The sequence below is a fragment of the Rugamonas rubra genome, from assembly GCF_900114705.1.
In the GTDB taxonomy this organism is placed as follows: domain Bacteria; phylum Pseudomonadota; class Gammaproteobacteria; order Burkholderiales; family Burkholderiaceae_D; genus Rugamonas; species Rugamonas rubra.
The window spans coordinates 49,112-70,055 of record NZ_FOTW01000032.1 but is presented as its reverse complement, the minus strand read 5'-3'; the positions used below and the strand labels follow the sequence as shown (position 1 = coordinate 70,055).

At 66.9% G+C, this 20,944-nt stretch carries 20 protein-coding genes; 14 read left to right on the top strand and 6 right to left on the bottom strand.

The genetic code is table 11. The features are described from left to right. The 3 genes from BM252_RS26555 to BM252_RS26550 form a co-directional block, all read left to right on the top strand. Positions 1-315: integrase core domain-containing protein (locus BM252_RS26555; protein ID WP_245774316.1), on the top strand; the 315-nt coding region annotated here is incomplete at its 5' end. Positions 316-715: 400 nt separating this feature from the next. Further along, positions 716-1,549, top strand: coding sequence for a hypothetical protein (locus BM252_RS30560; protein ID WP_139236763.1), 834 nt, complete (start codon positions 716-718; stop codon positions 1,547-1,549). A 220-nt stretch (positions 1,550-1,769) separates the two neighbouring features. Continuing rightward, the gene (locus tag BM252_RS26550; protein ID WP_093390676.1) at positions 1,770-2,072 is read left to right on the top strand and encodes a hypothetical protein; all 303 of its coding nucleotides are present in this window, start codon (positions 1,770-1,772) and stop codon (positions 2,070-2,072) included. 24 nt (positions 2,073-2,096) lie between these two features. Here the strand turns inward: BM252_RS26550 and BM252_RS26545 are convergent, their stop codons facing one another. Continuing rightward, complete coding sequence (locus BM252_RS26545) at positions 2,097-3,341, bottom strand: MFS transporter (RefSeq protein WP_093390675.1); 1,245 nt, start codon at positions 3,339-3,341, stop codon at positions 2,097-2,099. Positions 3,342-3,461: 120 nt separating this feature from the next. Between BM252_RS26545 and BM252_RS26540 the strand changes: the two genes are divergently transcribed. Then, complete coding sequence (locus BM252_RS26540) at positions 3,462-4,076, top strand: TetR/AcrR family transcriptional regulator (protein WP_093390674.1); 615 nt, start codon at positions 3,462-3,464, stop codon at positions 4,074-4,076. Between the two features lie 7 nt (positions 4,077-4,083). Here BM252_RS26540 and BM252_RS26535 read toward each other — a convergent pair whose 3' ends face one another. The 4 genes from BM252_RS26535 to BM252_RS26520 form a co-directional block, all read right to left on the bottom strand. Continuing rightward, positions 4,084-5,067, bottom strand: a complete 984-nt coding sequence (locus tag BM252_RS26535; RefSeq protein ID WP_093390673.1) for an FHA domain-containing protein — start codon at positions 5,065-5,067, stop codon at positions 4,084-4,086. After that, complete coding sequence (locus BM252_RS26530; protein ID WP_093390672.1) at positions 5,064-6,431, bottom strand: S1 family peptidase; 1,368 nt, start codon at positions 6,429-6,431, stop codon at positions 5,064-5,066. The genes BM252_RS26535 and BM252_RS26530 overlap by 4 nt, the downstream gene beginning before the upstream one ends. A 35-nt stretch (positions 6,432-6,466) precedes the next feature. Beyond that, positions 6,467-7,120 carry a GTP cyclohydrolase II gene (gene ribA, locus BM252_RS26525; RefSeq protein WP_093390671.1) on the bottom strand — a complete coding sequence of 218 codons (654 nt, stop codon included), beginning with the start codon at positions 7,118-7,120 and terminating at the stop codon, positions 6,467-6,469. Between the two features lie 174 nt (positions 7,121-7,294). Beyond that, a complete protein-coding gene (locus tag BM252_RS26520) occupies positions 7,295-7,996 on the bottom strand; it encodes a pirin family protein (protein ID WP_093390681.1) in 702 nt (233 codons plus the stop codon). Between the two features lie 152 nt (positions 7,997-8,148). Between BM252_RS26520 and BM252_RS26515 the strand changes: the two genes are divergently transcribed. The 7 genes from BM252_RS26515 (at position 8,149) to BM252_RS26485 (ending at position 15,568) form a co-directional block, all read left to right on the top strand. Then, positions 8,149-9,105 carry a LysR substrate-binding domain-containing protein gene (locus tag BM252_RS26515; protein ID WP_093390670.1) on the top strand — a complete coding sequence of 319 codons (957 nt, stop codon included), beginning with the start codon at positions 8,149-8,151 and terminating at the stop codon, positions 9,103-9,105. 186 nt (positions 9,106-9,291) lie between these two features. Next, positions 9,292-10,311 carry an EAL and HDOD domain-containing protein gene (locus BM252_RS26510; protein ID WP_093390669.1) on the top strand — a complete coding sequence of 340 codons (1,020 nt, stop codon included), beginning with the start codon at positions 9,292-9,294 and terminating at the stop codon, positions 10,309-10,311. Beyond that, positions 10,304-12,463, top strand: coding sequence for a putative bifunctional diguanylate cyclase/phosphodiesterase (locus BM252_RS26505; RefSeq protein WP_093390668.1), 2,160 nt, complete (start codon positions 10,304-10,306; stop codon positions 12,461-12,463). The genes BM252_RS26510 and BM252_RS26505 overlap by 8 nt, the downstream gene beginning before the upstream one ends. 156 nt (positions 12,464-12,619) lie before the next feature. Then, positions 12,620-13,663, top strand: a complete 1,044-nt coding sequence (locus tag BM252_RS26500; protein WP_093390667.1) for a winged helix DNA-binding domain-containing protein — start codon at positions 12,620-12,622, stop codon at positions 13,661-13,663. Positions 13,664-13,880: 217 nt separating this feature from the next. Next, positions 13,881-14,297 (top strand): PPC domain-containing DNA-binding protein, encoded by a 417-nt coding sequence (locus tag BM252_RS26495; protein WP_093390666.1) that lies wholly within the window; start codon positions 13,881-13,883, stop codon positions 14,295-14,297. Between the two features lie 81 nt (positions 14,298-14,378). After that, positions 14,379-14,720: a hypothetical protein gene (locus BM252_RS26490; protein WP_093390665.1), complete on the top strand. Its 342-nt coding sequence runs from the start codon at positions 14,379-14,381 to the stop codon at positions 14,718-14,720. A 125-nt stretch (positions 14,721-14,845) separates the two neighbouring features. Beyond that, a complete protein-coding gene (locus BM252_RS26485) occupies positions 14,846-15,568 on the top strand; it encodes a substrate-binding periplasmic protein (RefSeq protein ID WP_093390664.1) in 723 nt (240 codons plus the stop codon). A gap of 42 nt (positions 15,569-15,610) precedes the next feature. On the opposite strand, the gene BM252_RS26480 is transcribed toward BM252_RS26485, so the two are convergent. Further along, positions 15,611-15,847 carry a DUF3820 family protein gene (locus tag BM252_RS26480; protein WP_093390663.1) on the bottom strand — a complete coding sequence of 79 codons (237 nt, stop codon included), beginning with the start codon at positions 15,845-15,847 and terminating at the stop codon, positions 15,611-15,613. Between the two features lie 137 nt (positions 15,848-15,984). Between BM252_RS26480 and BM252_RS26475 the strand changes: the two genes are divergently transcribed. The 3 genes from BM252_RS26475 to sppA all read left to right on the top strand — a co-directional run bounded on the left by BM252_RS26475 (position 15,985) and on the right by sppA (position 20,824). Next, a complete protein-coding gene (locus tag BM252_RS26475) occupies positions 15,985-17,196 on the top strand; it encodes an MFS transporter (protein ID WP_093390662.1) in 1,212 nt (403 codons plus the stop codon). A gap of 205 nt (positions 17,197-17,401) precedes the next feature. After that, positions 17,402-18,871, top strand: a complete 1,470-nt coding sequence (locus BM252_RS26470) for a sodium:solute symporter (protein WP_093390661.1) — start codon at positions 17,402-17,404, stop codon at positions 18,869-18,871. Between the two features lie 93 nt (positions 18,872-18,964). Next, positions 18,965-20,824: a signal peptide peptidase SppA gene (gene sppA, locus BM252_RS26465; protein WP_093390660.1), complete on the top strand. Its 1,860-nt coding sequence runs from the start codon at positions 18,965-18,967 to the stop codon at positions 20,822-20,824. Positions 20,825-20,944 lie beyond the last annotated feature (120 nt).

Below are 20,944 nucleotides of genomic sequence, written 5' to 3'. Positions count from 1 at the left end.
GGGCGCGGACGGGCGCTGGACAATATTTTCGTCGAGCGCTTGTGGCGCAACGTGAAGTACGAGGACGTGTACCTGAAGGGCTACGCCAACATGGCGGAATTGATGGTGGGCCTGGCACAGTATTTCGCGTTCTACAACGCACAGCGGCCGCACCAGTCGCTGAGGTATCAGACGCCCGATCAAGTCCATCGCGATGGGATTGGCGGCGGTGCGTTGATCGTCGACAGGTACGGCGATGACGGCGAAACGCCGCAGGAAAAGAGTGGTACGGGACAGCGCCGAGCAGCTGATGAAGTGGAAATGGGCACAGCTTAAATTAACTGGCAGAGTGTCTTGACTGACGGGTCCACTTTATTCTGCTTCGCTTGTATCGCTAGCTTTCGCCGCAGTCGTGAATTGTTCTTTCAAGGATGCGTCGACTTGGAAAGAAAAAGTTGCCTCGCTCATGATGCGCTCCCGGTGATACAAAGTAATTGCGGCAGGTAAGCTGCACCCTCCACACTCGTATTTGATGCCAATTCCGGCTTGAATTTACTGTAAATGACGGCACGTGAAACGGAGACGCCGGCCGGCAATTCGAGCCTGCCATTGGTGAACTCATTGTCAACGCATGGAGTCTCGTCTGTACCTGTACAGTACAATCCATTCATCATGGGAATTGTCCCAACCGGACAAGAATTGACATTCACCCCCATATTCCAATCGAAAGCAATCAATGAGTAAGATCGTGATCTTTGTCACCACTGCCGCGGTCTTCTTGTCGGCATGTGGGCGCTCAACGCCGGATACTAAAGCGTTACCGACCGGTCAAGCTACCGCAGTCCAAAAATGTCAGTATGCCCTCGTCCGTAGCGACGTTTTTGACTGGCAAGAAGGAAGGATTGAAGTGTCCGATTATACGGTCTCGGATACCCCTGATCAGTCCTGGGTCAACGCTTCGTTCACACTGCAAGATTCGAAAAATCGACTGGCCGAGACTGAGGTCAAGAGCGTGCTCAAGCGTTTAGTTGAACGGATCATCGATAGCTGCCGCAGTAACCCTATCCAAAAGTCTCGGATTTTCCTCTACCCAGCGGGTGTAACCGCTGGGGAGAGTGCAAATTGGATAGCTCGGTATGACTCTGCCAGCAACCCGGAAACAACGATTCACTATAATCTTCTCAAGGATGAGCGCAAGGACAAATACCTGTGCATTGACAAGGTGGAGCCTGGTCGCAGTCTTGATGTTGATCCGAAATTGCCTCCCGTTCGCCAGCGTAAGATCATCGGAACATGGGCTCAATCCACTTTCAATTTAACCCTGAGCCTGGAACAAGTCGGAGCAAAAGTCTATAGCGTACGGCGGAATGCCTACTGTAAGAGTGGTGACCGTGGCGAAATGCTTAAGACCGGCCCGGGGAAGCGCTATTCTGTCATCGGTAGCGGCACTGGAGACTACTACGAAGTCCTGCCTTCTGGCGATTTGGGTGTTTTTGATCGCGACGGCCGGGTGGACACCTTGCCCATTCATTTCGCTTTACATCCCGCCTCGACTGGCAATAAGGAATAGAGTTCATCTGGAGGTCTGGCCGCGACGAGGTCACAGCCCAAGCGCCGCCCTTCAATCGTTCCACGTTGACTGTATTGCTCATTGTGCGCTCCTGACATGCGGTGCTGTGATTGATACTATTGGACTCTCATTGAGCAAGTATAGGACGTTGGCGTTGCGATGCACGCCGCGTTTGCTACCATGTCGGCCTTGGTCAACGTGGTGCGAACGGGAGAGTGTGATGGCGCGGGATATTTATGCGTACCGGCAGGTGGCGGTGGAGTCGGTGTGGCGGGCCGGGCGGATCGAGATCCATCCGGTGCCGGGGCAGGCTTTTTCGCCGGAGTTGGCGGTGCAGTGCGCGCGGCGCATGGTCGACACGGAAATGTATCCGCTGGGCACGCGTTTCCTGCTGTCGGCCAAGCTGACCGACCGGCTGGGCGGCACGCCCTATCTTTATGCCTGGCATGGCGACGCCGACCAGGTGTTGTCGACGGCCGATTGCAAGAAGTTTCTCGCCGAATTCAAACGCGGCCGGATTTGATCCGGCCGCCAACCTCAATTTTGCCTAGTGCACCGCGTGCAACCTGGCCGGCTTGTCCTTGCCGAAGGCCCAGATCACCACCGCCATGGCGAGGGCGAACAGGCCGCCGACGGTCATCGCGCTGGACACGCCGAGGTGGTCGACCGACAGACCGCCGACCAGCGCGCCGGAGGCCAACGCCACCTGCGCGGTGAAGACGAACAGGGCGCCGCCGGCCTCCATGGTGCCGGGCATGGCGCTGAACATCCAGCTTTGCACCGAGATCGGCATGGCGCCGAAGGCCAGGCCCCAGACCACGATCAGGGCGGTGACGGCGGCCGGGTTGTCGCCGAAGAAGGGCAGCGCCAGCCCCGACAGGCCGAGCACCAGGCCGGTGCCGATCAGCGAGCCGCGCACGCTCTTGGCGACAGCCCAGCCGCCGATGATGTTGCCGACGAAGCCGGCGGCGCCGTAGGCCAGCAGCAGCGCGCTGATGGTCTTGGCCGACATGGCCGCCACCTGCACCAGGAACGGCGTCACATAGGTGTAGGCGGCGAACTGACCGATAAAAATCAGCATGATGGCGACGATGCCCAGTTGCACCTTGCGCAGGCGCAGGAGCTGCGGCAGCTGGCCCAGGCGCACGGCGTGGTTGGTCGGCAGCGCCGGCAGCAGCCACATCTGGGTCAGTACCACCACCACGGCGAGCACGCCGGCGGCGGCGAAGGCCATGCGCCAGCCGAGCAGCTCGCCGATCATGGCGCCGGCCGGCACGCCGGCCACGGTGCCCAGCGAGATGCCGGCGAAGATGATCGAGGTGGCGCGCGCCGCCGAGGCGATCGGCACCAGCCGGGTGCCGAGGGCGCCGCCGATGGCCCAGAAGCCGCCGACGCCGATGCCCATCAGGGCGCGGCCGAGCAGGATCAGGGTGAACGAGTCGGACAGCGTGACGATGATGTTGGAGGCGACGAGCAAACTCATCAGTCCAATCACGACGTGGCGCCGGTCGGCCTTGCCGACGCCGGCCGTCACCAGCAGCGCGGCGAGGGCGGCGATCATGCCGGGGATGGTGACCATCATGCCGGCCATGCCTTCGGTGACGCGCAGTTCGGCGGCGATCGAGGGCAGCAGGCCGACCGGCAGGAACTCGGTGGTGACCAGGGCGAAGGCGCCGATGGCGACCGAGAACACGGCCGGCCAGTTGGCCAGGATCGGGGCGGCCGGGCCGGCGACGGCCGGGGCTGCTAGATCGGCTGGATCGGCCGAGCGGGTGGAGGCGGGAGCTTGCATGTTTATGATCCTTGAGCGGGGAGTAGGCACGGGACGGTAAAAAAACTTGTGTTTTTTACTGATCGGTTCATAATCCTCGCAAAGTACAACTTCTGTCAACTAATTTTTTTACCGATCGGTATGAAAGACTCATCTAACACCAGCAAGAAGACCGGCCGGCCGCGCACCTTCGACGAGGACCAGGCGCTGGACAAGGCCATGGATTTGTTTTGGGAAAAGGGCTACGAGGGTAGTTCGCTGCCCGAGCTGACCGAGGCGATGGGCATGAACCGGCCCAGCCTGTACGCCGTGTTCGGCAACAAGGAGACCTTGTTCCACAAGGCCTTGGCGCGCTACACCCTGACCCGGGGCGAGGTGTTCCAGTCGGCGCTGCGCGAGCCGACGGCGCGCAAGGTGGTCGAGAATTTCCTGTACTGCAACGCGGACAACCAGACCGAGCCGGACCATCCGCACGGTTGCCTGGTGATCAACGGCGCCTTGGCCTGCAGCGACGACGCCTTGCCGATCCGCCAGGAGCTGATCGCCCGCCGCGCCTGCCACGAGGCCAAGCTGCGCGACCGCTTCGTGCGCGCGCGCGAGGAGGGCGACCTGCCGGAGGATTGTTGCGCCGGGCAGTTGGCGCGCTATGTGATGACGGTGTCGAACGGCATGGCGGTGCAGGCCGTGGCCGGCGCCACCCGCGCCCAGTTGCACGAGGTGGTGGCGCTGGTGCTGCGCGGTTGGCCGTCGCCCTGAGCGACGCCTATTCGTCGTCGTCGCCGTCGTCCTCGCTGTCGGTCTTGACGGTCTTGCTGCGGGCGGCGTCGGCGCTGGCCTTCAGCTTGCCGGCGGCGGCCATGAAGTCGTCGACGCTGTGGTCGGCGCTTTGCCGCACGGCCGGCGGCAACAGCACGCTCATGTACAGCTCGTCGGCGGCACGCGCGGTGGTTTGTAGATTGCTCATCAGCACCAGCGTGGTGCCGGCCAGCATCAGCACCAGGCAGGTCGAGGCCATCCGTTTGGGATGGTGCGGCTTGATGGTCCACAGGTGGAAGAACACCATGCCACAGGCCAGCGCGATCGACACCAGGTTGCCGTAGCGGGTCAGCAGCTCGGCCGACCAGGCGTAGGCCAGCACGCTGCTCAGCGAGCGCCAGGCGCCCAGCGCGAGCAGGCCGCTGCCGAGGATGAACAGGTGGCGGCCCAGCCGCGCCTGGTTGCCGAACAGGCGGTTGGCCAGCGCCCAGGCGGCGCTCCACACCAGCCCCAGTCCCAGCCCGGAGGCCAGCACCAGCAGGTAGCGGATCGGCTGGAAGGCTTCGACGTCGGACAACCAATACTCCAACAGCGTGAACACGGCCATCATGGCCAGGCCGGTCAGCGCCGGCGTGGCGCCCTCCCAGCCGTGCATGGTGGTGTCGGCCAGTTCGGGCGCGACGGGGAAGTCGGCCGGACGCACGCGCAGGCGGCTGTGGCCCAGGCGCACCACGGTGTCGCCGCCGAGCAGCACGCTGTCCTGGCGCTTGCCCAGCACCACGCTGCCGTTTTTGCTGCCCAGGTCGCGCAGCCGCAGCCGGCCCTCGTCGTCGACGTCGATGACTGCGTGGTGGGCGGCGGTGTGGGCGTCGTCGAGGATGAAGTCGTTGTCGTAGCCGCGGCCGAGGCGGATCGGCAGGGCGGCGACGGCCTGGCGTTGCAGCACGTCGCCGTTGCGCGACAGCAGTTCGATGAAGTAGGGCGGCTTCATGGCTTGGCGCCGCGCGCCAGCGCGTCGAGGAAGGCGCGGCCCAGGCGCAGGCCGTTGGGGTAGGACACGCCGTGGGCGTCGAAGCGGCTTTGCAGGCTCATCTGGCCGCTGTCGGTGCTGGCGGTCAGCAGGGCGAAGTCGTACAGACCGTCGAACTTGCGGTAGGCGCGCACGCACAGCACGGCGCGCAGCGGCAGGCTGCGGTTCTTGACGAACTGTTCGGTGCATTTGGGGCCGGTCATGCTGCTGCTCTTGCCGGTGCCGAAATGCTCGTTCTTGAACGAGCTGCCGGCCAGTTGGGCGAAGCGCAGGGTGTCCAGGCCGGTGCTGCGCAGGAACTGGTGGCGGATGCCGATCTGGCCGGTTTGCAGCGAGCTGCTGATGAAGATCGCCGATTCCATCGAGCAGCTGGTGTCGTCGACGGTGAAGGATTGCTCGGTCTTGTTGACGGAGCGGCCCCAGCAGCGCATCTGCTCGGACTCGCGCACCGGCACCTGGTAGGGGCCCATCGGTTTGAGCGTCAGTGGCGTGGCCAGCAGGCGGTCGACCAGGGCGCGCTGGTGGCTGAGCAATTGCTCGGCGACGACGCCGGTGAAGTCCTTCGGCGGCTTGGCCTGCTGGGCGACGCGCTGCAACAGTTGCTGGGCGTAGCGGGCCGGCACCAGGAAGCTGACCAGCTCGCCGTCCAGCCGCTTCGACACGTTGACGCCGGCCACGGCGCCGTCCACCGTCACGCTGGGGCCGCCGCTCATGCCGGAGTTGATCGGGCCGGTGAACATCAGCTGGTCGTAGAAGCTGCGCGTGATGACGCCGTTGTAGGCGCCCTCCGAGATGGCGAAGCCGAGGTCGAGCGGGTTGCCCATCGAGTACAGGTATTGGCCCTGGGTCAGGGCGGCGAGCGGTTCGGGCAGGCGGAAGAAGCCGGTGCCGTTGCGGCTCACGCGCAGCACGGCAAGGTCGTGCAGCACGTCGACGGCGAGCAGTTCGACGTTGCCGCGCTTGCCGGCGGTGTCGACCCATTCGCCGACGTAGGTGTCGGGGTCGAGGGCGAACTGGGAGACGACGTGGTAGTTGGTCACCACCAGGTTGCTGGTGCCGATCAAAAAGCCGGAGCCGACCGAGGACTGGGTGCGGCCGCCCTTGAGTAGCGAGCGCACCTGCAGGATGTCGCCCTTGGCCGAGGCGTAGAGTTGTTGCGCCGCGCTGGACGGCGCCGGCAGCGCCTTCGGTTCGGCCGCCGCCGTGGTCTTGGCCGGCGGGGCCGACGGCAGGGTGGTGGCCTGGGCCGGCCCGGCGGCGGCCGGGGGCAGGGCGGCGCAGGCCCAAGTCAAGGTGAGTACGATTGCTGAATTAATGAATTTCATGCATTCCTTTGACTTGTTGAGGCGCGTGCATTTTTTTACAGTTCGCCGTCCTCGGCGGGGGCGGGCGTCAGCGGGGTCATCATGTGGCCCAGCTTGGCGGCCTTGGTGTTCAGGTAGTGCTGGTTGAAGGCGTTGCGGTTGACCAGCAGCGGCACCCGTTCGGCCACCGTGATGCCGAGCTTGGCCATGGCGTCGATCTTGCGCGGATTGTTGGTCATCAGGCGCAGGCTGGTGACGCCGAACTTGGCGAACATCGGCCGCACCAGCGCGTAGTTGCGGGCGTCGGCCTTGAAGCCCAGTTGCTCGTTGGCCTGCACCGTGTCGGCGCCGCCCTCCTGCAGGCGGTAGGCGCGGATCTTGTTGATCAGGCCGATGCCGCGGCCCTCCTGGCGCAGGTAGAGCAGGATGCCGCGGCCCTCGGCGGCGATGCGCTTGAGCGCGCCTTCGAGCTGGGCGCCGCAGTCGCAGCGCTGGGAGAACAGCACGTCGCCGGTCAGGCATTCGGAGTGGACGCGGGCCAGCACCGGCTCGCCGTTGCCGACGTCGCCCAGCACCATGGCCAGGTGTTCCTTGCCGGTGGCGTGCTCGACAAAGGCGTGCAGGGTGAACTGGGCCCATGGCGTCGGCAGGGCGCAAGAGGTGGTGTAGTCCAATTCTTCTTTTGCTGCGGTGTCTGCGCTGTGCGGCATGGTCTGCTCTTCAAAAATGTTCGGTAAAGGGTAAAAAAGGCGCGCCGGACTGATCGATCAGACCCGGCGCGCCCTGTCATCATACCAAAACTCGGAAGGATGTTAATTTGCGGACAGATTTGGCGGAGGCGGCGCCGGCGCCAGGCAGGGTCAGACCCTAGGGTCTGACCCTACTTAGCGCGGCAGGTCGAACAGCAGGAACTCGACCTCGCCGCCGGCCTCCACGTCCACCTTCGCCTCGTCGCTCAGTTTGAGCGCGTCGCCGCCCTTGAGCGCGGTGCCGTTGACCACCAGCTCGCCCCGGATTACGTGGACGTAGCCGAGGCGGCCGGCCGCCAGCGGGTGTTGCAGCCGCTCGCCGGCGCCGAGGATGCTGGCGTACAGGGCGGCGTCCTGGTGGATCAGCACCGAGCCGTCGCGGCCGTCGCCGGAGGCGATCAGGCGCAGTTGGCCGCGTTTGCTGTCCGGCGCGAAGTGTTTCTCCTCGTAGCTGGGCGGGATGCCGCCGACGTTCGGCTGGATCCAGATCTGCAGGAAGTGCACGCCTTCGCTGGGCGAGTCGTTGAACTCGCTGTGGCGCACGCCGTTGCCGGCGCTCATGCGCTGGACGTCGCCGTAGTGCAGCACCGAGCCGGTGCCCATGCTGTCCTTGTGGGCCAGCGCGCCGTCCAGCACGTAGGAGATGATCTCCATGTCGCGGTGGCCGTGGGTGCCGAAGCCCTGGCCCGGGGCGACGCGGTCCTCGTTGATCACCAGCAGCGGGCCGAAGCCGACGTGCTCGGGGTCGTGGTAGCTGCCGAAGGAGAAGCTGTGGTGGGAATTGAGCCAGCCATGGTTGGCCAGGCCGCGCGCTTCATTTTTACGAATTTGCAACATGGTGAACTCCATTCTTTTTAGGTTGATATGCGATAATTTCGAACGTCGCGTGCTGGCGATGTTCTGTCCGTCGCATCGATGAAGAGAAGTATATTCCTGTCCTATCGTTTAAAAAAACGAATAATTTACCGTTTCATTATCGAAAATTTCGAATGCTCAGACTCAGCCTGGAAGCCCTGCAAATCGTCGACGCCATCGAGCGGCGCGGTTCCTTCTCCGCCGCCGGCAAGGAGCTGCACCGGGTGCCCTCGACCATCTCCTACACCGTGGCCAAGTTGGAGGACGAGCTGGGCGTGCAGGTGTTCGAGCGCCACGGCCCGCGCGTCGCGCTGACGCCGGCCGGCCAGGAGCTGCTCAAGGAGGGCCGCTACCTGTTGAAGGCGGCGCAGGACCTGGAAAACCGGGTGCGCCGGGTGGCCTCCGGCTGGGAGACCGAGTTGACCATCGGCATGGACTCGATGTTTTCCACCCTCGCCCTGCGCGACGACGTGACGGCCTTCTACGCGGTGGCGCAGCAGACCCGGCTGCGGGTGTTGCAGGAGGCGCTGTCGGGCACCTGGGAGGCGCTGCTGGAGCGCCGCGTCGACCTGCTGGTGGGCGCGCCGGGCGACGGCCCGCCCGGCGGCGGCTACGTGTCGCAGGCGATCGGCACGATGGGTTTCGTCTTCGCCGTCGCGCCCGGCCATCCGTTGGCGGCCGTGGCCGGGCCGCTGGGCCGCGCCGAGTTGCAGCACCACCGCGCCGTCAGCGTGGCCGACTCGGCGCGCCAGTTGGCACCGCGCACGGTCGGTCTGTTGCTGGGGCAAGACACTCTGACCCTGCCCAGCATGCAGGCCAAGTTCGACTACCAGGTGGCCGGCCTGGGCTTCGGCTTCCTGCCAGAGCCCTGCGCCCGCGCCGCCATCGCCGCCGGCCTGCTGGTGGAGAAGCAGGTGGAGGAGCCGAAGCCGGCCGAGACCTTCTACCTGGCCTGGCGTTCGGGCGAGGGCGGCGCCGCGTTGCGCTGGTGGAGCGGGCGGATGGGCGATCCGGCCCTGTTCGCCCGCCTGCTGCGCCACCTGCCGGGCGGCGTTGGACGGGCCGGCGGCGATGATTCGTGTCGGAATTGACAAACTTGCACACTAGATATTGAACGGGTGTTGACCCACGCCAATAATTTCAGAGTACCATATGCAGCATTCCCGCCGCATCGCGCCAGTTTCGGGCAAAATTCAGGCGGGATGTCGGAAGATTGCCGGCCATAATTTCGCCGGCGCCGAGTTCATTCCCCTCATCTTTATCCGCTGGAAAGCTCCATGACCGCTTCGACCGCAGTGCCGCCCCTGTTCCTTCAGCTATTGGCCGACCGTGACGGCGGCCCGGGCGCGCTGCTGTTCGGCAGCGACATCGCGGCCGCGTCCGGCGCCGATGGCGCCGCCGCGCAGCTGGCGGCCCTGCCAGTCGCGCAACTGGGCGCGCTGGCGGCGCGCTGGCCGTGTTTCTACCGCGCCCAGTCGGCCGCCGCCATGGCCGCGCCGATGCTCGAGGCGTTGCAGCTGGCCGGCTGGAAGCCCCTGGACGAGGCCGTGCTGCACCGCGCCGACACTGTCTTCGACACGCAACTGGCGCCGGCGCTGCGCTGGGTGACCGGGGATTGGCACCTGGCGCCGCCGCCCAAACCGGTCGGCAACCAGGCCGCCTCGCGCGCGCTGGCCCTGCAACTGGTGCAGAAGGTCGCCGCCGAGGCCGACACCCACGAGATCGAGGCCCTGCTGCGCCACGATCCGACCCTGTCCTACCACCTGCTCAAGCTGGTCAACTCGCTCGGCATGGGCACCGGCCGGCGCGTCACCAGCTTCTCGCAGGCGATCCTGATCCTCGGCCGCCAGCAGCTGCGGCGCTGGCTCAACCTGATGCTGTTCTCCTCGCGTTCCGGCGACATGCGCTCGGCCATGCTGCTGGCCCAGGTGGCGGTGCGGGCGCGCGCGCTCGAGCTGCTGGCGCGCGCCGCCGGCATGGACAAGCACAGCCAGGAGCAGGGCTTCATGGTCGGCATGTTCTCGCTGCTGGGCACCCTGTTCGGCCTGCCGCTGGCCGAGGTGCTGCGGCCGCTGCCGATCGGCGACGCCGTGCAACTGGCCCTGCTGGAACACGGCGGCGAGTTGGGCGCGCTGCTGGCGCTGCTGGAGCGGGCCGAGGCGGGCGACTTCGCCGGCCTGGCCGCCGGCCTGGCGGCGGCGCAGATCGAGGCGGCCGACTTCAACCGCATCGTCGCCGACGCCAACCTGTGGATGCTCGACGTGACCGCCGGCGGCGCGGCCCCCAGCCATGCTTGACGCCGCCATCGCGCGCTGCCTGGCGCTGAGCCAACGCGCCCAGCAGGAGTCGGGCGCGGCGCAGGAGCAGGCCTTGTCGAGCCTGCGCGAGGCGCTGCTCGAGCTGGCGGCGGCGCGCGCCGAGGCCGCCACCGCGCACAGCGCCGGCGCCGAGGCGCTGCTCGAGCTCGACCTGGCCGGCTACATCGTCGGCTGGGGCGCCGGCGCCGAGCAGATGTTCGGCTACGCCGAGCCGGAGGCGCTGGGCCAGCACGTGCTGTTCCTCTACGCCGAGGACGACGACGACGGCAGCATCGCCGAGCTGTTCTTCGAGCACGAGCAGGCCGTCACCGAGGTGCGCCGGCGGCGCAAGTCGGGCGAGGTGTTCTGGGTCGAGCTGACCCTGTCGCTGCGGCGCGACGCCGGCGGCGACCCCGACGGCATGCTGGTGCGCCTGCAGCCGCCGGGCGAGGCCTTGTCCGAGCAGGACAAGCTGCGCCTGCACGCCCGCATCATCGAGGACAGCGACCAGGGCGTGCTGATCACCGACGCCAACGAGCGCATCGTCTCGATCAACGGCGCCTTCAGCCGCATCACCGGCTACTCGCCGGCCGAGACCATCGGCCAGACGCCGGACCTGCTGCGCTCGGGCGTGCACGACGCCGACTTCCGCGCCCAGGTGCGCGCGGCGATGAAGGGCCACGGCCCGTGGCGTGGCGAGATCGTCGGCAAGCGCAAGAACGGCGAGCTGTTCCCGCAGTCGGTCACCATCAGCGTGGTGCGCGACCGCGCCGGCCAGATCACCCACACCTTCTCGCTGTTCTCCGACATCAGCGTGCACAAGGACGCCGAGGCGCGCATGCAGCGCATGGCCAACTACGACGGCCTGACCGGCCTGCCCAACCTGTGCCTGTTGAGCCAGCTGGTCGACCAGGCCTTGATGGAGGCGCGCCGCAGCCAGCAGCACGGCGCCCTGATGGTGGTCGAGATCAGCCGCATCGGCGCCATCAGCGACACGCTGGGCCACGAGGTCGGCAACGAGCTGCTGTGCGAGATCGGCCGCCTGTTCCGCCAGGTGCTGCGCGACGCCGACGTGCTGGCGCGGCTCGACGGCAGCAAGTTCGCCATCGCCCTGCTGCACATCGAAAAGCGCGAGCACGCCGCCATCGTCGCCAGCAAGCTGCTGACGGCGCTGGCCGCGCCGATCCAGATCGGCGGCCACAGCCTGCAGGTGGGCGCCAGCATCGGCATCACCATCTACCCGGAGGACGGCCGCGAGACCGCCACCCTGATCCGCTACGCCGAGGTGGCCAGCAGCCGCGCCGCGCAGAACATCGAGTCGGCCTTCCTGTTCTACAGCGAGGAGATGAACCAGCGCGCCAAGGAGCACCTGCGGCTCGAGACGGAGTTGCGGCTGGCGCTGGTCAACCGGGAGCTGCAGCTGTACTACCAGCCCAAGGTCAGCCTGCGCAGCGGCCGCATCGTCGGCGCCGAGGCGCTGCTGCGCTGGCGCCACCCGGTGCGCGGCCTGGTCTCGCCCGGCGTGTTCATCCCGGTGGCCGAGGAGACCGGCCTGATCCTCGAGCTGGGCAGCTGGGTGCTGGAGGAGGCCTGCCGCCAGGTGCGCGAATGGAAGGACGCCAACCTGATCATGCCGACCATCGCCGTCAACCTGTCGGCGCGCCAGTTCGACCAGGGCCTGCCGGCGCGGGTGGCGGCGGTGCTCGAGCGGCACGGCGTGCAGCCCGAGCAGATCATGCTGGAGATCACCGAGAGCCTGCTGGTGCGCGGCGCCGACAACGTCATCGCCATCATGAACGAGCTGGTGGCGATGGGCATGGCGCTGGCGCTGGACGACTTCGGCACCGGCTACTCCAGCCTGGCCTACCTGAAGAAGTTCCCGATCAGCACGCTCAAGATCGACCGCGCCTTCGTCACCGGCCTGCCCTACGAGGAGAACGACTGCGCCATCGCCCGCGCCATCGTCACCATGGCCCAGCAGCTGCGCCAGGAGATCGTCGCCGAGGGCGTCGAGACGGCCGAACAGATGAGCTTCCTGCGCGAGCTGGGCTGCGACCAGCTGCAGGGCTACCTGTTCAGCCAGCCGGTGCCGGCGGCCGACTTCGAGCGCATGCTGCGCGAGGGCAAGCGGCTGGCCTTCAACAGCCGTTGAGCCGGCGCGCCCGCCGCGCTGTTGTTCGGGCCGAGAAATAGCTAGGCAAAAGCGGCCCGTCCGTGGTGAGATCGGTTATGGTTCCGCATTGCGCCAAGGAATTGTTAAAATTCCGTCCTGGCAACCTGACTACACATACAATTCTGATAGAGACACATGACTATTTCGGCGAGATTGCATAACCAGGGGCTGCTGGGCAACACCTTCACATCGGCGCAGCAGCTGCTTTCCTGGATGGGCTCGATCCAGGCCCAGGACTACGCCAGCGCCAAGTGGGCGATCGGCGCGCGCATGCCGAACGAGACCGACGCCAGCGTCACCCAGGCCATCAACGACGGCAAGATCGTGCGCACCTGGCTGATGCGCGGCACCATCCACATGGTGGCCACCGAGGACGTGCGCTGGATGAACACGCTGACGGCGCCCGGCAACGTGGTGGCCAGCACGCCGCGCCGCCAGCAGCTCGGCTTCGACGAGCGCACCATCCTGCGCAGCCACGCCATCCTGTCGGTGGCCTTGAAGGGCGGCAAGCAGCGCACCCGCGAGGAGCTTTACACGCTGTTGGAGGACAAGGGCATCTCCACCACCGACCAGCGCGGCTACCACCTGTTGTGGCGCGCCGCCCTGGACGGCGTGCTGTGCTTCGCCGGCCAGCGCTTCGTCGCGTTGGACGACTGGGTGCCGGCGCAGGCGCCGATGGAGCGCGACCAGGCGCTCGGCGAGCTGGCCAAGCGCTACTTCCAAAGCCGTGGCCCGGCCACGCTGAAGGACTTCCAGTGGTGGTCCGGCCTGACCGCCAGCGACGCCGAGCGCGGCCTCGACGTCATCAAGGCCGAGCTGGAGATGCACGCCCACCACGGCCACCAGCTGTGGGCCTTGCCCGGCGAGCCGCCGGCCTTCCAGTACCACGGCGCCGCGCTGCCCGCCTTCGACGAGTATCTGCTCGGCTACAAGGAGCGCGGCATGGTGCTCGACCCGCTCTACAACAACCGTGTCTGTCCGCCGGCCAACGGCCTGTTCCAGCCCTTGATGCTGATCCAGGGCAAGGTGGTCGGCACCTGGAAGCGCGACTCCGGCAAGGACATCATCACCATCAAGACCGAGCCCTTCGTCGCCCTCAACCCGAAGGAGACGCGGCTGTTCGCCCTGGCGCTGGAGGAGTTCAGCAAGTTCCACGGCAAGAAGATCGCCGTCAAGTGAGGCCGCCGGCCGCGGCGCCGGCCGCGCACTGCCGTGACTCTTGTCACATAGGCTGGTCGGCTTGATAAGCCTGTTGCGTTGCGCCGAAAGTATTGCCACTTTGTGAACGAAGTTTGCAAAATGTCTTGGATGGCGGGACGCTTCCGGCTACTCTGGCGCTATTGTTCAGCCCACCTGGAATTCCGCAATGAACCGCAGTCTTTTCGATAGCGCGACTATGCGCGCCGTGCCCCTGCGCCTGCACCCCGGCGACGACCTGCGCGCCGCCTTGGGCGAGGCGCTGGCGCGGCACGGCGCGGCCGCCGGCTTCGTGCTGCAGGGCATCGGCAGCCTCAGCGTGGCGCAGCTGCGCTACGCCGGCCGGCCCGAGGCCAGCACCGTCGGCGGCGACCTGGAGATCCTCAGCCTGGCCGGCTCGCTGGCGCCGCAGGGCGCGCATCTGCACATGGCCGTGGCCGACGCGCAGGGCAGGGTGCTGGGCGGCCACGTCTGCGCCGGCTGCATCGTCCGCACCACCGCCGAGGTGCTGCTGGCGCTGCTGCCCGGCCAGGTGTTCGGCCGCGAGTTCGACGCCGCCACCGGCTTCGCCGAGTTGAGCATCGCGGCGTCCGATCCCGGCCGAACGCCCGACTAGTCCGCTGCCCCCCCTGTTTCATTTTTTCAACACAGCACGACCAACACAATAAAAGGGCCGGACCCGATTCCGGCTGATACCATGACCACCATCAAGTCCAAATTCTTCCTGCTTCTGTTCCTCGCCGCCGTCGCCTACATGGCCTGGGTCTGCGTGTCGCCGTTCCCCCGGCCGGCCGCGCTGGTCGGCCTGAGCCACCAGGCCATCGCCGCCCAGCTGGGCCAGACGGACGCCGAGGCGCACGACAAGTTCGTCCGCTGGCGGCGCGACCGTGGCCCGGGCAGCTGGACGCTGGACACCGACGCGCCCGACACCGGCGACGCCAAGGCCTGCGCCTTCCGCCTGCGCCTGTCGCTGTGGACGCCGCTGGGCTACGTGCCGGTCTACACCAACGAGTGGAACGACCTGAGCTGCGGCGCCTGAGGCGCCGCGCGGCAAGGCCGGTTCGGCTCGCCGCTGCGCTGCGCCCGGGGCATTGCGGCGCCCCTCCTTCTGTGGCAGCATAGCCTGGATGTATCCCTTCCTCTTCGACTAAGGCGGCCGCAACGATGAACAAGCGCCTGGCGGCACTACTGGCATGTTCGCTGTTGAGCTTGGCCGCGCGCGCCGCGCCGGCCGAGCTGGTCATGCTGGCCTCGACCGACCAGGTGATGCCGGTCGCCGCCATCAAGAACGGCGAGCTGGGCGGCGGCATCCTGCGCGACTTGGGCGAGGCCATTGCCAAGCGCCTGGGGCGCAGCGCCAGGTTCGTCGTCGTCGCCGGCGACAAGGCCGGCTGGGCGCTGTCCAAGGGCAAGGCCGACGGCATGTGCTATTTGTTGCCGTACTGGATAGACGGCGACTTCGACTGGAGCCAACCCTTCCTGCCGGACGCCGAGCTGGTCGCCAGCGTGCCCGGCGCGCCGCCGATTCCCTCGCTGAAGGCGCTGCGCGGCAAGGCCATCGGCACGGTGGCGGCCTACCGTTATCCGCGCGTCGAGCAGGTGCTGGGCCAGCGCTTCATGCGCGTTGATTCGGAAACCATGGAGATCAATCTGCGCCGGGTGGTCAGCGGCGAGTTGCAATACGCGCTGGTGTCGCAGATCGTGCTGGACTACCAGCTGCGCATGGACAAGCAATTGACGCTGCGGCCGGGCCTGGTGTTCGCCTCGTTCAAGGCGCAGTGCGCGTTTTCACGCCACTCCAGCGTGCCCTTCGCCGAGGTCGACCGCGTCATCAAGGGGCTGGTCAAGGACGGCACGGTGGAGCGCATCCTGGCCAGCTACCGCTGAGCGGCGCGGCCCGGCCGCATCGCGGCCTGGCGGCCCGGCGGCCTAGGCGCGCCGGGGCAGCGGCCGGCCGGGCGGTCGCAGCGGCGCCAGCAGGTGGCGCAGGTCGTTGTGGTCCAGCTCGTACATCAGGGCGATCAGCGCGCCCAGCTCGCCCGAGGGGAAGCCCTCGCGGGCGAACCAGCCCAGATAGTGGCCGGGCAGGTCGGCCAGCAGGCGGCCTTTGTATTTTCCGTAAGGCATCTCACGGCTCAGCAGCAGGGCGAGTTTTTCCGAATTCATGGGGAAATGATAGCAGCAAAGGCGGCTGTCGCGCCGATTGTTGCTCGTAGATCAAAAATGTTCTGTCGATGGAGGTATTTTTCGAAACAAAGAAAGCCGGGATACTGCATGGCATCCACTTTGACAGGAGTTTTGCCATGCCCATTGCCTTGCTGGCGCTGACGATCAGCGCTTTCGCCATCGGAACCACCGAGTTCGTTATCGTCGGCTTGCTGCCGACCATCGCCGCCGACCTCGGCGTCAACCTGCCGTCGGCCGGCCTGCTGGTCAGCCTGTACGCGCTCGGCGTGGCCGTCGGCGCGCCGGTGCTGACCGCGCTCAGCGGCAAGCTGCCGCGCAAGACCCTGCTGCTGGCGCTGATGGTGCTGTTCACCTTGGGCAACCTGCTGGCCTGGAAGGCGCCCGGCTACAACTCGCTGATCGTGGCGCGCATCCTCACCGGGCTGGCGCACGGCGTGTTCTTCTCGATCGGCTCGACCATCGCCACCTCGCTGGTGCCCAAGGACAAGGCCGCCAGCGCCATCGCCATCATGTTCACCGGCCTGACCGTGGCCCTGGTCACCGGCGTGCCGCTGGGCACCTTCATCGGCCAGCACTTCGGCTGGCGCGAGACCTTCCTCGCCGTCTCCGCGCTGGGCGTGCTGGCCTTTGTCGGCAGCCTGGCCTTCGTGCCGGCGAACATCAAGCACAGCGCGCCGGCCTCGCTGCTGCAACAAGTCAAGGTGCTGGGCGAGCCGCGCCTGCTGCTGGTCTACGCCATGACGGCGGTCGGCTACGGCGGCTCCTTCACCGCCTTCACCTATCTGGCGCCGATTTTGCAGGACATCACCGGCTTCAGCGCCAACGTGGTCGGCCTGGTGATGCTGGTGTACGGCGTCTCCGTCGCCGTCGGCAACATCTGGGGCGGCAAGCTGGCCGACCGCCGTGGCCCGGTCGCCGCGCTGAAGATCATCTTCCTCGGCCTGGCCGCCGTGCTGCTGCTGGTGACGTTCGCCGCGCCGCACCCCTGGCTGATGCTGGCCGCCGTGCTGCTGTGGGGCGCCGTGGCCTTCGGCAACGTCGCTGGACTGCAGGTGTACGTGGTGCAGCAGGCCGAGCACTTCACGCCGCGCGCCGTCGACGTCGCCTCCGGCCTGAACATCGCCGCCTTCAACCTGGGCATCGCCGGCGGCGCCTGGGGCGGCGGCTTGATCGTCGAACACCTGGGGCTGGTGCACACCGGCTGGATCGGCGCGCTGGTGGTGCTCGGCGCCTACGGCCTGACGGCGCTCAGCGGCCGGCTCGACCGCCGTAATCCGATTGCCGTGGCGGCCGGCGCCGAGCGGCCGCGCCGGGTCGCCAGCCATTGAGCGGCCGACCTTGGCCGGCCGAGTAGCCACCGGCGCAAACCAAGGCTCAACCACCGGCGCAAACCAAGGGTCAGACCCTAGGGTCTGACCCTGGCTCTTTGCCTGTGGGTGGTTTGCTAGCCGCCGGCGCCTTGCCATCCCACCGGAACGGCGCCACGGGTGTATATTGCTGGCCAATCGAATTTTTGCTTCTGGCCAACACCCCATGTCCCCCGTCTCGCTCTTCCTCGTCGTCCTCGCCTATTTCGGCCTGCTGCTGGTCGTGGCCAGGCGCACCTCGCGCAACGCCACCAACGAGAGTTTTTTCAACGGCAACAAGAGCAGCAACTGGCTGCTGGTCGCCTTCGGCATGGTCGGCACCACGCTCAGCGGGGTGACCTTCGTCAGCGTGCCCGGCGCCGTCGGCCGCGACGGCTTCGGCTACCTGCAGATCACGCTGGGCTATGTGCTCGGCTATCTGTGCGTCACCTTCGTGTTGCTGCCGCTGTACTACCGGCTGCGCCTGAGCTCGATCTACCACTACCTCGATGTGCGCCTGGGCCGCCGCGCCGGGCAGAGCGGGGCGGCCTGCTTCATCCTGTCGCGCACCTTGGGCGCCAGCGCCCGGCTGTACCTGGTCATCAACATCCTGCAGGCCGTCATCCTCGACCGCCTGGGCCTGCCGTTCTGGCTGACCAGCGCGGTGGTGCTGCTGATGATACTGCTCTACACCTACGAGGGCGGCGTCAAGACCATCGTCTGGACCGACACGCTGCAAACCGCCGGCATGCTGCTCGGCCTGCTCATCTGCGTCGCCTACCTGTTGCACGCCATGGAGCTGGACCTGCCGTCCAGCCTGGCGCGCATGCAGGACGCCGGCCTGGCGCGGGTGTTCACCTGGGACGTCGACAGCCCGGCCTTCTTCTGGAAACAGGTGCTGGCCGGCATGTTCATCACCATCGCCATGACCGGCATGGACCAGGAGATGATGCAGAAGAACATCTCGGTGCGCACCCTGGCCGACTCGCAGAAGAACATGCTGCTGCTGACCGCCATCCTGGTCGGCGTGCTGGCGCTGTTCCTCTTCCTCGGCGGCCTGCTGCACCTGTACGCGCCGCTGGCCGGCGTGGGCGCCACCGGCGACAAGCTGTTCCCGGCCGTGGTGATGGGCCATCTGCCGGCGCTGGTGCAGCTGATCTTCCTGCTCGGCCTGATCTCGGCCCTGTTCCCCAGCGCCGACGGCGCCATCACCGCGCTGACCTCGAGCTTTTGCATCGACCTGCTGGGCCTGACGCGGCGCGCCGACCTGGACGAGGCCGCCAAGCTGCGCCGGCGCCACCACGTCCATCTGGGCTTCTGCGCCTTGTTCCTGTTGCTGGTCCTACTGTTCAAATGGATAGACAGTGCTAGCATGATAGGCGTGATCCTGAAACTGGCCGGCTACACCTACGGTCCGCTGCTCGGCTTGTTCGCCTTCGGCATGCTGAGCCGGCGCGCCCTGCGCCAGCGCTGGGTGCCCTTGGCCGTGCTGGCCGGGCCGGCGCTGTGCTACGTCGTTGACCGCAATCAAGAGTTGATTTTCGGCAGCTATCGTATCGGCCTGGAGCTGCTTATCATGAATGGTTCGCTGGTGTTGGCGGCCTTGTTCCTGATTTCGCTGCCGGCGTCCGCCGGGCCGGTGGCAAACGATGGCTGACAACGAGTCGCGTTTTGGCTTACAGTGTCACAAATTAAATGTTACGAATTAGTTATCCCAACCCGGCAACACTCAGAACAACCAGGAGTACCGATGTCCAGATCCCCCTTTGCCTACCTACGCAGCGGCCTCGGCTTTTGCTGGCGCGCGCTTGACGCCAGCCGTCGCGCGCTGTTCAACCTGCTGTTCCTGGCGCTGATCGTGGCGCTGCTGTACACCATCTTCGGCGGCGGCCTCAAGCCGCTGGCGGCCAAGACCACCCTGGTGCTCGACCTGAAGGGCGCGCTGGTCGAACAGACCAGCGGCAACGCCCGCGAGGCGCTGATGAGCTCGGTCAGCGGCGCCGAGACGCGCAAGATGACCCAACTGCGCGACGTGTTGTCGGTGCTCGACGCGGCCGCCAAGGACCCCAACATCGGCGCCGCCGTGCTGCTGACCGACGACCTGCAGGGCAGCGGCCTGGCCGCGCTGCGCGAAGTGGCCGCCGCGCTGGAGCGCTTCAAGGCCAGCGGCAAGCAGGTGGTGGCCTGGGGCTCCAGCTTCGACCAGCGCCAGTATCTGCTGGCGGCGCACGCCAGCGAGGTGTATATGCACCCGATGGGCACGGTGCTGCTGGACGGCTTCGGCCGCTACCGCAACTACTACCGCGACGCGCTCGACAAGGTCGGCGTCACCGTCAACCTGCTCAAGGTCGGCACCTTCAAGAGCGCCGCCGAGCCCTTCATCGCCAACGGCCCGTCGCCGGCCGCCGCCGAGGCGGACGCCTTCCTGGTCAACGCGCTGTGGGCCAGCTACACCGGCGAGGTGGAGAAGGCACGCAAGATGCAGCCGGGCCAACTGATGGTGGACATCAACGCGCTGCCGGACAACGCCGCCAAGGTCGACGGCGACCTGGCCAAGCTGGCCGTGGCGACCAAGCTGGTCGACGGCCTGAAGACGCGCGACGAGATCCGCCAGTTGATGATCCAACGCGGCGTCAAGGAGAGCAACGGCAAGAGCTTCGTGCAGGTCAACTTCGACGACTACCTGGCGCGCCTGCATCCCAAGCTGACCGGCGACGCCGTCGGCGTGGTCATCGCCGCCGGCGAGATCAGCGACGGCGTGGCCGGCCCTGGTTCGATCGGCGGCGAGTCCACCTCCAAGCTGATCCGCATGGCGCGCGAGGACGACAAGATCAAGGCCGTGGTGCTGCGCGTCGATTCGCCCGGCGGCAGCGCCTTCGCCTCGGAGCTGATCCGCCGCGAGCTGGAGCTGACCCGCGCCGCCGGCAAGCCGGTGGTGGTCTCGATGGGCAACGTGGCCGCCTCGGGCGGGTATTGGATCTCGATGTCGGCCGACGAGGTGATCGCCGATCCGACCACCATCACCGGCTCGATCGGCGTGTTCGCGCTGCTGCCCAAGGCCGACAAGGTGATCGACAAGCTGGGCATCCACACCGCCGGCACCACCACCACCTGGATGGGCGACGCCAGCAACCCGCTGCGCCCGCTCGACCCGCGCTTCGGCCAGGTGATCCAGAGCAGCATCAACCACATCTACGCCGACTTCACCGGCCGCGCCGCCAAGGCGCGCAAGACCACGCCGGAGAAGATCGACGCGGTGGCGCAGGGCCGTGTGTGGACCGGCGCCCAGGCCAAGGAGCGCGGTTTGATCGACACGCTGGGCAGCTACGGCGACGCCTTGAAGTCGGCCGCCACGCGCGCCAAGCTGGGCGGCGACTACCGGGTGGTCTACATCGAGCGCGAGACCAGCAAGGTCGACCGTTTGATCGACCTGTTCGGCGGCTCGGTGGCGCAGGCCGTCGGCGCCCAGGTCAAGCTGGGCCTGGCCGGCACCGGCCTGCCGGCCGGCGTGGCCGGCGAGGCGGCGCGCGAGTTGAGCTGGTTGAACGAACTGGGCGCCAGCCGCAAACCGTTCATGGCCTTGACGCACTGCCTGTGCGAGGCGCCTTGACATAGTCTGCGGTTCGGGCGCAGGTGCGGCCGGCAAGACCCTACGGCGCAAACCTAGGGTCAGACCCTGAGGGTCTGACCCTGGCTCTTTGCCGTTGGGCCTAGGCGAAGTCCCGCCCCC

Excerpts from the sequence above, each read along its gene's own strand:
- BM252_RS30560 (WP_139236763.1), top strand. The coding sequence starts at position 716 with ATGAGTAAGATCGTGATCTTTGTCACCACTGCCGCGGTCTTCTTGTCG.
- BM252_RS26550 (WP_093390676.1), top strand. The coding sequence starts at position 1,770 with ATGGCGCGGGATATTTATGCGTACCGGCAGGTGGCGGTGGAGTCGGTG.
- BM252_RS26545 (WP_093390675.1), bottom strand. The coding sequence starts at position 3,341 with ATGCAAGCTCCCGCCTCCACCCGCTCGGCCGATCCAGCCGATCTAGCA.
- BM252_RS26540 (WP_093390674.1), top strand. The coding sequence starts at position 3,462 with ATGAAAGACTCATCTAACACCAGCAAGAAGACCGGCCGGCCGCGCACC.
- BM252_RS26535 (WP_093390673.1), bottom strand. The coding sequence starts at position 5,067 with ATGAAGCCGCCCTACTTCATCGAACTGCTGTCGCGCAACGGCGACGTG.
- BM252_RS26530 (WP_093390672.1), bottom strand. The coding sequence starts at position 6,431 with ATGAAATTCATTAATTCAGCAATCGTACTCACCTTGACTTGGGCCTGC.
- ribA (WP_093390671.1), bottom strand. The coding sequence starts at position 7,120 with ATGCCGCACAGCGCAGACACCGCAGCAAAAGAAGAATTGGACTACACC.
- BM252_RS26520 (WP_093390681.1), bottom strand. The coding sequence starts at position 7,996 with ATGTTGCAAATTCGTAAAAATGAAGCGCGCGGCCTGGCCAACCATGGC.
- BM252_RS26515 (WP_093390670.1), top strand. The coding sequence starts at position 8,149 with ATGCTCAGACTCAGCCTGGAAGCCCTGCAAATCGTCGACGCCATCGAG.
- BM252_RS26510 (WP_093390669.1), top strand. The coding sequence starts at position 9,292 with ATGACCGCTTCGACCGCAGTGCCGCCCCTGTTCCTTCAGCTATTGGCC.
- BM252_RS26505 (WP_093390668.1), top strand. The coding sequence starts at position 10,304 with ATGCTTGACGCCGCCATCGCGCGCTGCCTGGCGCTGAGCCAACGCGCC.
- BM252_RS26500 (WP_093390667.1), top strand. The coding sequence starts at position 12,620 with ATGACTATTTCGGCGAGATTGCATAACCAGGGGCTGCTGGGCAACACC.
- BM252_RS26495 (WP_093390666.1), top strand. The coding sequence starts at position 13,881 with ATGCGCGCCGTGCCCCTGCGCCTGCACCCCGGCGACGACCTGCGCGCC.
- BM252_RS26490 (WP_093390665.1), top strand. The coding sequence starts at position 14,379 with ATGACCACCATCAAGTCCAAATTCTTCCTGCTTCTGTTCCTCGCCGCC.
- BM252_RS26485 (WP_093390664.1), top strand. The coding sequence starts at position 14,846 with ATGAACAAGCGCCTGGCGGCACTACTGGCATGTTCGCTGTTGAGCTTG.
- BM252_RS26480 (WP_093390663.1), bottom strand. The coding sequence starts at position 15,847 with ATGAATTCGGAAAAACTCGCCCTGCTGCTGAGCCGTGAGATGCCTTAC.
- BM252_RS26475 (WP_093390662.1), top strand. The coding sequence starts at position 15,985 with ATGCCCATTGCCTTGCTGGCGCTGACGATCAGCGCTTTCGCCATCGGA.
- BM252_RS26470 (WP_093390661.1), top strand. The coding sequence starts at position 17,402 with ATGTCCCCCGTCTCGCTCTTCCTCGTCGTCCTCGCCTATTTCGGCCTG.
- sppA (WP_093390660.1), top strand. The coding sequence starts at position 18,965 with ATGTCCAGATCCCCCTTTGCCTACCTACGCAGCGGCCTCGGCTTTTGC.